6 protein-coding genes and 1 pseudogene are annotated in these 8,961 nt (G+C 54.4%); 4 read left to right on the top strand and 3 right to left on the bottom strand.

The genetic code is table 11. The features are described from left to right. Positions 1-332 precede the first annotated feature (332 nt). Positions 333-1,433 (bottom strand): DUF1559 domain-containing protein, encoded by a 1,101-nt coding sequence (locus ABX962_RS22025; RefSeq protein WP_372722352.1) that lies wholly within the window; start codon positions 1,431-1,433, stop codon positions 333-335. Between the two features lie 777 nt (positions 1,434-2,210). Between ABX962_RS22025 and flhA the strand changes: the two genes are divergently transcribed. The 4 genes from flhA (at position 2,211) to ABX962_RS22005 (ending at position 6,942) form a co-directional block, all read left to right on the top strand. Beyond that, on the top strand, positions 2,211-4,280 hold the full coding sequence (flhA, locus tag ABX962_RS22020; RefSeq protein WP_372722350.1) for a flagellar biosynthesis protein FlhA: 2,070 nt from the start codon (positions 2,211-2,213) through the stop codon (positions 4,278-4,280). Between the two features lie 111 nt (positions 4,281-4,391). Next, positions 4,392-5,501: an AAA family ATPase gene (locus ABX962_RS22015; RefSeq protein ID WP_372722348.1), complete on the top strand. Its 1,110-nt coding sequence runs from the start codon at positions 4,392-4,394 to the stop codon at positions 5,499-5,501. 198 nt (positions 5,502-5,699) lie between these two features. Continuing rightward, a complete protein-coding gene (locus ABX962_RS22010) occupies positions 5,700-5,933 on the top strand; it encodes a hypothetical protein (protein WP_372722346.1) in 234 nt (77 codons plus the stop codon). Positions 5,934-6,144: 211 nt separating this feature from the next. Beyond that, a complete protein-coding gene (locus ABX962_RS22005; RefSeq protein WP_040771197.1) occupies positions 6,145-6,942 on the top strand; it encodes a FliA/WhiG family RNA polymerase sigma factor in 798 nt (265 codons plus the stop codon). Positions 6,943-7,392: 450 nt separating this feature from the next. Here ABX962_RS22005 and ABX962_RS22000 read toward each other — a convergent pair whose 3' ends face one another. Both ABX962_RS22000 and ABX962_RS21995 read right to left on the bottom strand, forming a co-directional pair. After that, positions 7,393-8,277 (bottom strand): hypothetical protein, encoded by an 885-nt coding sequence (locus tag ABX962_RS22000; RefSeq protein WP_372722345.1) that lies wholly within the window; start codon positions 8,275-8,277, stop codon positions 7,393-7,395. Between the two features lie 309 nt (positions 8,278-8,586). Next, positions 8,587-8,961, bottom strand: a pseudogene (locus tag ABX962_RS21995) (serine protease); the annotation flags it as partial.

Genomic DNA, 8,961 nt, shown 5'->3' with positions numbered 1-8,961 from the left:
GCAACCAATTGCACACTGGCGCCGACCAAAGGCGTCCCAGACTGATGGACTGTCAGCGTGGTGGGATACAATTCCGGCAGGTCATCGGGAATCGATTGCCCGGAACATCCACACACCCCCAGCAGACACAAGCCTGCGAGTGCAACTGCTTGATTGACATACGTGACCATCTGATTCCTTCAACGAGAGAAAAGATGCTTCGAGGAAGCCGTGACGAAGATTCAAGTTTGGCAAATAATCGCTCTCTAGATCGCGATCAAGGCAACGGCGCTGTGTCACCTTGATGTGAAAGGTTGCCTTGAAGCGAAAAAGAGAGAGAGTACGCTCGAGAATTAGTCTGAATACGTTTCCGTTTCACTTCCTGCGGGACTTCCCATCGCTCCCCAAACGCCATAGGGACTTCGGCCGCTAGTGACTTGGCGAGCGTTTAGATTGCCCGAGTCAATCGATTCGGTAATGAAGCGAACCGCCCCATCGAACATCAACGTTTGCACGCCGCCTTGGTGCTCACTCGAAGGCGAGTAGGTGCCCCAGCTGTCATTACCACCGCCATAGGCGCACGAGTAAGAGTTCGGGGGCAACGTCGTGGTAAAGCGGTTATTGATCGTTCGACCGTCGCCGAGGATCAAACCACGCCAGCAGTCGGCACCGGTTTGATACAGACGACGATTGTTTGCATCCAAGGGAGCGGTCAGACACGGTCCGGGTAGCGCGGTGGTGCCGTCATACATTCCATTAAAACTAGCCACATCCCCTTTGACGAAAGCCACTTCTCGCGGCGTCCCAGCAACCTCGCTCATGGCAATCGTATTGCTGGTGCCGTCAAGCAAATCTCGAAAGCGACGTTTCGAATTTCGCTCGCCGTCAATCTGTGGAATGAACATGCTGCGCGAGTCGATGCGAGAGTTCGTACTTGATTCTTGCGAATCGTTGCGAGCATTATGCCACATTGCGTCCCCGGTACTGAACACGTAATGACACTTCGACACACCGTTGACTGCGGTGCCGTCTGCGTTGGCTGCCGAAGGGCAGAGGAACGAGGATTGAGGTCCTGCCGCTTGCAGAGCAGGGCTCTCCCAAGCACCCGATTCGGGAACGGCAACCTTGGCGTCTTCGACGAACGCTTCGTAGAGCGAATTCATTTCCATGAATGGCATGATAAACATCGCTGCACTGACCGAACGACTGGCTCCGAAGGAATAGCCATGAAAGTCGACCGCGCCAGCGGGAAACTGATTGTAGGTGGAATGGTAATTCTGCAGTGCCAATCCCAGTTGTTTCATATGATTGGAACATTGCATCCTGCGTGCAGCTTCGCGGGCTGCTTGCACAGCGGGGAGTAGCAGACCCACCAACACGCCAATAATGGCAATCACCACCAGCAACTCCACCAGGGTAAATGCGTGGGCTTTCGGCTTCGTGTTACGTTTCATCGATTCCATACTTTACAAAGAATTTGAAAACAAACGCTGTTGAACCGCCTTTTCACCAGCAAGGTAGGCAGCAATGTACACTGATCCGAATCGAGAACAAAATTTTCGACATTCCAAAATCTATAGACCAAGGGATTGGACTTCGCCATTGCGGGCGGTCTGAGGGTAGTCGCAAAAAAGGCGGGTAGCGTTCTGTCCCTTAACTCGCTGCTTGCAGCCATTTAACCCGCCATGAAATTCACAAATTTTTTTCGTTAATTTTCCTCGGTCATAATCTCGCTCGCATTTCCGATCGACCGCGAGACAAACAAACTCGACCAACCACCACTCTCGATAGGGACCCTGGTTCAACCCACGCTCGACCAAGCCCCCCGCGGATAAGTCAGCCACGCACCCAGACGCACCGATTGGACGGCGGCGGTTGAAGCTATCGACTCTGCCACCAAGCGTGGAGGTTATCACGGTGCTGTGGCAGGACGCGACCGTCGAGGGCCGACGGCCGCAATGGGCAGGGCAGGGCAGGGGGGGGACAGATTGGACAAGACGGCTTTCGCAGGGCGAATAAATCCGCACCGCTACTAAGGTCGGTGGCATCGGGCGTTTGCCGCAGCCCCGCTTTTCTTAGTCGGGTGAGATCCACGACGAAGTGAGAAGTTAAAAGTAAAAACCCCTCTCCGGGCCGCTTCGTTCTTCTCTGGACCTGATTGCGACTTTTTTTGTACTTTCGCTAAAGAGAAGCGAATGGGTCGCTTCGTTTCTTTTGAGAAGGATTCGTTCGTGCTGTCAGTTCTACTTCGTTATCGCGATTTAGTGTTGCCAGTCGGCATCATCGGCTGCTTAGTCGTGATCCTCGTCCCGCTGCCAGCGATCCTGATGGATCTACTGCTAGCATTAAACATCACCGTTGGCGTGATCATTTTGCTGACGACCATTTACGTCGCCACGCCACTTGAGTTCAGTATTTTTCCGTCTTTATTATTGGCCACCACGCTTGCGCGTTTGGTGCTGAACGTGGCGACGACACGGTTAATTTTGACCGGTGCGGACACGCTCAAAATGGAAGCGGCCGGAGGTGTGATCCAGAATTTTGGCGAATTTGTCGCCGGGGATCGCATCGAAGTCGGCATCATTATCTTTTTGATCATCGTATTGATTCAGTTCATCGTGATCACCAAAGGCTCGACCCGGATTAGTGAAGTCGCGGCCCGATTCGCCTTGGACGGGATGCCTGGTCGCCAAATGGCGATCGATGCCGACTTGAATGCGGGCTTGATCGATGAAAAAGAAGCCCAGCGGCGACGTGAAGAGGTGAGCTCGCAAGCCGATTTTTATGGGGCGATGGATGGTGCGAGTAAGTTCGTCCGTGGTGACGCGATTGCTGGCATTGTGATTACGGTCGTCAATGTGATTGGCGGACTGTATATCGGGGTGATGCACGCCGGCATGACGATCAGCGAAGCGGGCGCGTTGTTTACCAAATTGACGATCGGCGACGGGTTGGTCAGCCAAGTCCCGGCACTATTGATCTCGCTTGCCGCTGGTTTGTTGGTCACACGGAGCACGCAAAAAGTCAACTTGCCGGTTCAATTCCTGCAACAACTCTTCGGAAACGCCAAGGCATTGACGGTGGCTGGCAGCTTTTTGTTGCTGTTGATTGTCACCAGCCTGCCCACGATCCCGATGGCGACATTGGGGGCCGGATGTATCGGGCTAGCGATTGTGATGAATCGCAATAACACACGCGAGATTGACGAAAAACAAGTTCGCGAGAATGCCGAAAAAGCGGCAGCAGCGGCTCCGCCCGAAAAACGAGTCGAAGACTTTTTGACGATCGACCCGATGGAAATGACGATTGGTCTTGGCTTGCTGAGTTTGGCCGACCCGGGACGCGGCGGCGATTTGATGCAGCGAATCACGGGCGTCCGCAATTCGATTGCCTCGGACATCGGCATCGTGCTGCCGAAAGTGCGAGTACGTGACGAGATGAGCTTGGAGCAAAGCGAATACGAGATCCGTATTGCAGGCAACACGATTGCTCGCGCGACCGTCCGCCCCGACAAACTGCTAGCAATCGATAGCGGCCAAACCACGGGAACGATCGAAGGCGAACCGACACGTGACCCAACGTTTGGCGAACCTGCGGTTTGGATCGATCCGATGCGTCGCGAACAGGCGGCGATTTATGGTTACACGACCGTGGAACCAGGTGCAGTGCTAGCAACTCATTTGCAAGAGGTTGCCCGTCGTCACGCCGATGAACTGCTTTCGCGTGATGCCACGAAGCATCTGATCGATGAATTAAAAGAAGTTTCACCGGCGGTGGTCGACGAATTGATCCCTGGCGCGATGAAGGTCAGCGAAGTCCAGCAGGTGTTGCACTTGTTGCTGCGAGAAGACGTGCCGATTCGTCAATTAAGCATCATTCTAGAAACGCTTGGCGATTTTGCCTCTCGCACCAAAGATCCCGTGTTGTTATGTGAATACGTGCGTCATCGATTGGCACGCACCATCAGCACGCGGTATCGCGACGAGCACAATCAATTGCATGTATTGGCATTGGATCCAGCGATGGAAGACCGCATTGCGGCGGGGATCGAACATTCCGAACGAGGACTTTTTGTGAGAATGAGTCCTCAAGCGGTAGACCTCACTTGCGAAAGAATCCAAGAAGCCGTTAAGAAACTGATTACCGCTGGCTATCCGCCGATTTTATTGGTCAGTCCTCGCATTCGTCCGGGGCTTCGCCAAATCACATCGCCGTCGATGCCACGTTTAAGAATCCTGTCGTACAACGAAGTGACTCAGGATACGAAGATCGAATCCCACGGAGTTGTCAGTGACACGTAAACCGATTGAGCCAACACCTCGCAACAAACCAAATCAACAAGCTTATTGAAACCGGTCATCGTCGACCGTTTTCCGATACACCAAGAAACACCTCGCGATGTGATTCGCACTATGCATATTCGCACCTTCCGAGCCGCCAGTCTTCAAGATGCCCTTGAAGAGATTCGCCAGCAGATGGGCCCCGATGCTTCGGTGCTGCATACTCGTCAAGTCCGCGATGGATGGATGGGATGGCTGGGCCGCACCTATGTCGAGGTTACCGCCGGATTGCGTGATGCGATTGATGCGAACGGAACCCCATCACTCGAAGCGGATGATCTTGACGAGAACGTCGATGACAACGAGCAAGACGCATCACCGCGGCAAAGCGTTTTCATGCATTCGGCGTCGATGTTGGCAGGTCCACTGCAAGCGTACCGCGAACAATTGATTGATTCGGGCGTGGCAGCGATCACCGCCGACCGTTGGTTGCGAGCGACCGAAAGCTTCGCAGCGGGACTGGGTGAATCCCACGGCCAACCCTGGATGGAACATTTACAGCGATCGATCGCTCGCGAGTTGCGGCTAGGCGGACCGATCCGTACGCAACCGGGTTCAAAACACATTGTCGCGTTGGTCGGCCCGACTGGCGTGGGCAAAACGACGACGATTGCCAAGTTGGCCGCAGGATTCCGCATCCAAGAACGGCGGCGGATTGGGTTGGTGACCATCGATACATTCCGAATCGCTGCGGTCCAACAGCTCGAGGCCTACGCCGAGATCATGGACTTGCCGATGGAGGTGGTCGAGAAACCCGCGGAGATGCAGCCCGCGATTGAACGACTCGGCGATGTCGACTTGGTACTCATTGATACTGCGGGTCGCAGCCCATCGAGCGATGCGAGGATCGACCAACTTGTCGAACTATTGCGGATGGCGCAGCCCGATGAAACTCATTTGGTGATGGCGGCCACCAGTTCCGTATCGACGGTCCGTTCGGTGCTTCGCGGATTCGCCCCGGCGCGACCGACTGCAGCGATTCTAACGAAGCTGGACGAAGCGACGAACACCGCCGGTGTGTTGTCGGCGCTCTCGGCATCCGATTCGTTGCCAGGGATCCCACTGAGCTATCTGACCAACGGACAACAGGTCCCCGATGATATTCAAGTCGCGAGCGCCGAGACATTGTTGTCGCGATTGCTGCCCACGACATTACAGAGCCAACATTTAGACGCAGCTTAGTTTTTTTAAAAAGTAGACTCAGGTTTGACCTGGGGCAGTGCCGATACAGAGGGTGTAGCACACTGGACGTTTCAAAAGTGGCTTGAGCCAATTTTTAAATTATCTGGTTGCTCCCATTACAACACAGGAAACCTTGTTCTTCGAAGGACACTTAGACCCGTGACACGAAGCTTCGCATTATGCCTTGGTGCACTTGCAATGGCTTTAGTTGTCGTACGAGGTGCAATATTCGGCGAGTTCGCCGATCAGGTCGCCAGCGAGGCGATCATTGCACTAGTGGTATTTAGTGGCATCGGATGGGGCGCAGGGTGGATTATCGAGTATGTCGTTCGAGATTCCGTGGAAGCCAATTTTCGACGCCGAGTCGATTGGTATCGCCAAGGAATCATTGACGCAGGACTCTTAGAAGACAACTCCGCCGAAGAATCTTGAACACGGATGTTCAACATGGATGCTTCGGTTGGGCGCCACGGCGGGTTTGGTTTACGAATGCATGGATGCAAACGTGCACCAAGCCGTCATGGATTTATATGAGTAACGATTGACTTGGATTGCTGTCGTTTGCGGCAGCGGCGAACGTCCATCGTTACAAGACGCGGACGGCATGAAGCCGTCAGTACATTTTTTGGTCACGGAGGATTGGATGGCAGCGACAGTCACAACCGACGATGAGATTCTGCAAGTCTGGCAAGACTTCAAGAAAATCACCAAGGACGCAGCAGAATACGAAGATTTACGCAATCGGTTGGTCGAACGCTACATGCCGCTTGTTCGCTACAACGGCGAACGTATTTGGCAACGGCTTCCCGACGGAGTCGAACTGGATGACTTGATCAGTGCCGGAATCTTCGGCTTGATGGATGCCATCGACGCGTATGACATGGAACGCGGCGTCAAGTTTGAAACGTATTGTGTGCCGCGGATTCGTGGTGCCATGCTGGACGAACTTCGCACCATGGACTGGGTTCCTCGTTTGGTTCGCAGCAAAGCCAGCAAGCTTGCCGCAGCCAAGAAGGAACTCGAAACCAAATTTGGCCGAGCTCCTACCAACTTGGAACTTTCCGAGAAGATGGAGATTCCGGTTGCGGAATTGGAAAAAATGCAATCCGATGCCAACGCTGTCGGCGTCGTTTCGCTGAACAAGAAGTGGTATGAAACGGATAGCTACAAGGACGTTCGCGAAATCGACGTGCTTGAAGACAAGAAGGGTGAAGACCCAACGATCCGTGTGCAAAAGAATGACTTGATGCGTTTGGTCACCAAAGGCCTGAACCGCAACGAGCGATTGATCATCATTCTTTATTACTACGAAGAATTGACGATGAAAGAGATCGGTGCAACACTCGATCTATCGGAGTCGCGAGTCAGCCAGATGCACACTTCGATCGTCAACCGATTGCAACAGCAACTCGGACCACGTCGCATCGAATTCGGTGCCTAAGCATTCAGACGTAGCACGGCGGCCATGCACGGCCGTCGAACTCCCCATAGCGGCTCCGGGTTTCCAGGAGCCGCTTTTTTTATGCGCCGCTGGATCCTGAGTAGGGCTGGTTTTTACGCTCTGCCAACGGATGTAGTGGAACTCGTCAAGAGTTTCGAGCTGCTCGGCGATTCACGAAAGCCGTTGACGACTTCCGCTACGAATGGATTCGAGTTGCCAGAAGGGCAGGGCAGGGCGGGGTGAAGCGTCTTTGTGTCACCTCTTCCAAACGCAGTAAAGGGAGAGGTCGAGCAGAGCCTTCAACGATTGCGAGGGAGAGGGCGGTCCGAGCAAGTGAAGGCGGAGTGCAAGTTTGGTTGCGCGGTCGGCCCTCACCCGGACGCGGCCTCAAGGGCCCGTCCGGTCGCTCCCAAGCTAAAGCTCGGGAGAGGTGACTTGCTAACGACATGCTTAGCTGCGTTGAAAATTCAAGCCGCCGTTGGTCGCTCCGTCCAGCTTGAAGGTAAAGTTGCCTTCGCTGCCGGTCCATTGGCCCGACATTTGTTGCAGGTCACTAGAGCGGACCAAGGTAAGCTGGCCGTTTTCCAAACGGTACTGGCCGCTGAATGCGTTCGATTTACCGTCTTTAGTTGCAGTCCAGCTGAATTTGCCATCGTCTTCCAAAATCAATTCCACCGACTGGCTCCCCGGCAAGTTGACTTTCCAGCTGCCAACGTGATCGCCACTCGTTGTCGCCGCGGCCGCAGTGAACTCGGGCACGAGCGATTGTGTTTCTTCAGCGGGCGACGGATCAGCATTATTGATCGAAGCCAGCATCTGAAGCGCCGATGCCTCGGCGGATTGCGGTTCCGAAGCGGGTTGCGAAGCCGGTTGACTACGCGGCGAAGTTGATTGCGCTGGTGCAGTAGCAGGAGCCGTGGCAGCCGAGCTCGCAGGCTGCTTTTGCGTTGGTTGCGAGGGACGACCTTGGCTAGCCCCGTTCGCGGCCAAGTCCGAAGCTGCCCCTGTCGGCGCGGCGGCTGGTTGGAACGGCGGCTGCGGTTGCGGCGGAATGGATTGCGAAGGAAACGGTTGCGATGGAGCGGGCTGCGAGTACACCGGTGCCGCATAGCGAGATGTTGGACACGACGGTGTATACGTGCTAGTGCTGCCATAGTGACCGCCATAACGATTGTGACTTGGGTAACTCGAGTGGCCGCCGCCGAAGCTGACTCGAGCGAACGAGCCACCACCGCCTCCAGATCGTCCTCCACAAGCCGATACGATCGAGCTGTTGGTGGTGGTCAATGCGAGGGTGGTGACAGCAACGGCGAGGGTTTTGTATGAACGTTTCATGGCTTTCGATTCCTGAGCTGAAGTGAACTGGGTGTGAGTGAGAATCAGGCGGCTGAATTTGCTTTGTCATCCGCCTGATAAATAACCAAGCGAGCGTCTTGGAAAAGCGTTACAGATTTTCTTGCCGATTATTCTTTTTGCCGATTTCTCGTCGCGATCTTCGCCAGAAGGTGGTGATTCGTATCGGCCGGCAACCATCCACGCTCTGGCGAGCATAGCTACGGAACGCAAATGCTGTCATTTGCCGCCTCAAAAATCCTTCACCACGTTGGCCAAAACGGTCAAGCGCCTGCTTAGCGAGCGACCTCTCTATTTGGCGAGCCAGGATGCCAACGTTTCCTTTGCGGTCTTCTCGTCTTTGCTTGGATTCAGCTCCTTGTGCATCGCTCCGGCAATACGGCCGACATACTCGATCGTGCCTTGCACGGCTTCCGACGGGGCAGTCGCATCGAGCTTGGCAACAAATATGATCATGTGTTCACCAGATGAGTTCTTTTCGACGGCCCACGATCCCATTTTTGTCGCCGAGCTCTGACGAAGCAGTCGCATCATCAGCTCGCTGCTTGGAGCGTCTTTGGAGACCGAAACGAGCGACCAGATCTTCCGCACATCGGCTCGTTTGAAGTACTCGGTCTCTTTGGCGACAAAAACGGCTTGTTTCTTGCCTTTGGAAATCTCCTGCTC

Origin of the sequence: Novipirellula sp., from assembly GCF_041583735.1 — a bacterium.
Lineage (GTDB): Bacteria > Planctomycetota > Planctomycetia > Pirellulales > Pirellulaceae > Novipirellula.
The sequence above is the reverse complement of the archived record's forward strand: the minus strand, read 5'-3'. Positions and strand labels throughout refer to the sequence as shown.

Coding starts and splice junctions, on each gene's coding strand:
- ABX962_RS22010 (WP_372722346.1), top strand. CDS start 5,700: ATGGCTTTAGTTGTCGTACGAGGTGCAATATTCGGCGAGTTCGCCGAT.
- ABX962_RS22015 (WP_372722348.1), top strand. CDS start 4,392: ATGCATATTCGCACCTTCCGAGCCGCCAGTCTTCAAGATGCCCTTGAA.
- ABX962_RS22025 (WP_372722352.1), bottom strand. CDS start 1,433: ATGAAACGTAACACGAAGCCGAAAGCCCACGCATTTACCCTGGTGGAG.
- ABX962_RS22000 (WP_372722345.1), bottom strand. CDS start 8,277: ATGAAACGTTCATACAAAACCCTCGCCGTTGCTGTCACCACCCTCGCA.
- ABX962_RS22005 (WP_040771197.1), top strand. CDS start 6,145: ATGGCAGCGACAGTCACAACCGACGATGAGATTCTGCAAGTCTGGCAA.